We start from the raw sequence: 1,945 nt of genomic DNA, 5'->3' as shown, positions 1-1,945 counted from the left end.
AAGCGACGGAAGCGACGGAAGCGACGGAAGCGACGGAAGCGACGGAAGCGACGGAAGCGACGGAAGCGACGGAAGCGACGGAAGCGACGGTGGCAGCGGTGGCAGCGGTGGCAGCGGCGGTGGTAACGGCGCCGCCGGTGGCATAGGAGGTGCCGGAGGTACCGCTGGCGCTGATGGCACAACCCCACCGCGCCGTGATCCGCTGGTTCTCGACCTGGATGGTGACGGCATTGAAACCACCAGCACCCGCGACGGCACGGTGATTCTGTTCGATCACGACGCCGATGGCGTGAAGACCGGTACTGGTTGGGTCAAACCGGACGACGGCTGGCTGGTGCTGGACCGCAATGACAATGGCACGATCGATTCGGGTCGCGAACTTTTTGGTGTGGACACGCTCAAGAGCAACGGTCAACTGGCATCCAACGGCTTTGACGCACTCAAAGACCTGGATGCCAATAACGACGGCAAGATCAACTCGGCAGACAGCGTTTTTGCCAACTTGCGCATCTGGCGTGATTTGAACCAGGACGGCATCAGCCAAGCCAACGAGTTGACCACACTCGGGGCCAACAACATTACTGCGATTGGCGTCAATTCAAGCGCTGTGCGTGCCGACCTGGGAAATGGCAATGTTCAGACAGCAGTTGGCACCTTCACTCGGTCCAACGGTACTACGGGCACGACGGGGGAAACCAACAGCGCAACGGCCAATCTGGACTTGCTGGTGAATACCTTCTATCGGCAGTTCAGCGACAAGATCCCATTCACCGATCAGGCCAAGGCATTGCCAAATTTGCGCGGCTCAGGGCGTGTGCGCGATCTGTCTGAGGCCATCAGCCTCTCGACCGACCTTGGTAATTGGGTGCAAACCTACACCCAGCAAACCACCCGGCAAGGACAGATAGACAAACTCGACGGCTTCATAGAAAAATGGGCCAACACAGCTGATTTGAAATCGCTCAAAGTGCAGGCAGATGCCCTTTCAAGCAGTGGTGTCAGGTTGACCTACAACTTGGCTGGATTGACTGCTGGTACGCCAGCCTATGACGAATTTATTCGCAAACTGGGTGTGGTCGAGCGTTTTATGGGCTTTACCTATGGGGGTGCCAACGGGCAAGCCCGGTTCACACCATTGGACGCCAATTCGGGTAGTCTGACAGTCACGCTGGCTGCCGAGCAGATTGCCAGCATTTCCTTGGCCTATGATCGGTTCAAGACGGATATTTATGAGTCCCTCCTGTTGCAGACTCGCCTTGGTGGTTATTTTGACAAGTTGGGTATCGCAATGGTGGATGGCCGCGTGGTGCTTGATTTCCAGCCCGTGGAAAATGCATTCAAGCAAGCCATCGCATCCAGTCCACGTGACGGAATCATTGATTTGGTCGAGTTTCTCAGCGCTGCTGGAGAAACCCGCTTTGCGGAGCTTGGCTGGAACGCCACCGACTTCCTCATCACCCAACTCAAGACCGCCACCGATCTGGGCGCATTCAGCGAGGAACTGAGCAGTTGGACAGTCCGCTTCGCTGCTTCCACCGAACACAATCTCGCCGGCACTTCACGGTCGGATTTGATGGTTGCCAGTGCAGGGGATGACAACATCCAGGGTCTCGACGGTAACGATATTCTGATTGGACAAGCAGGTAACGATGCAATAGACGGTGGAAATGGTGATGATATCGTTTTGGGCGGAGCAGGCAACGACTCTTTGTCTGGCGGAGCGGGAGCGGACACGCTCGACGGAGGAGCAGGCAACGACACCTTGAACGGCGGCTACGGCAACAACACCTACCTGTTCGGACGAGGCGATGGGCAGGACCGGGTGCAGTACTACAGCGATGCGGCGGCGGACAAGCTCAACACGCTGCAGTTCAAGGCAGGAGTGGCGCCTGGAGACATCGTGCTCAAGCAGGTGTACGACAACCAGTCGGGTCGAGTGGAGGCC

General features: G+C 57.4%; 2 protein-coding genes. One reads left to right on the top strand and one right to left on the bottom strand.

All coding sequences use genetic code 11. The features are described 5' to 3' along the window. The coding region (locus tag VTU_RS35165) for a hypothetical protein (RefSeq protein ID WP_236610824.1) at positions 1–277 on the bottom strand (277 nt) is incomplete at its 3' end. Here VTU_RS35165 and VTU_RS35480 point away from each other — a divergent pair. Continuing rightward, positions 260–1,945: calcium-binding protein (locus VTU_RS35480; RefSeq protein ID WP_265597357.1), on the top strand; the 1,686-nt coding region annotated here is incomplete at its 3' end. The genes VTU_RS35165 and VTU_RS35480 overlap by 18 nt on opposite strands.

It is taken from the genome of Verminephrobacter aporrectodeae subsp. tuberculatae At4 (assembly GCF_000193225.1).
GTDB lineage: Bacteria > Pseudomonadota > Gammaproteobacteria > Burkholderiales > Burkholderiaceae_C > Acidovorax > Acidovorax aporrectodeae.
Note: the sequence above shows the minus strand (reverse complement) of the source record. Positions and strands in the feature narration are given on the sequence as shown.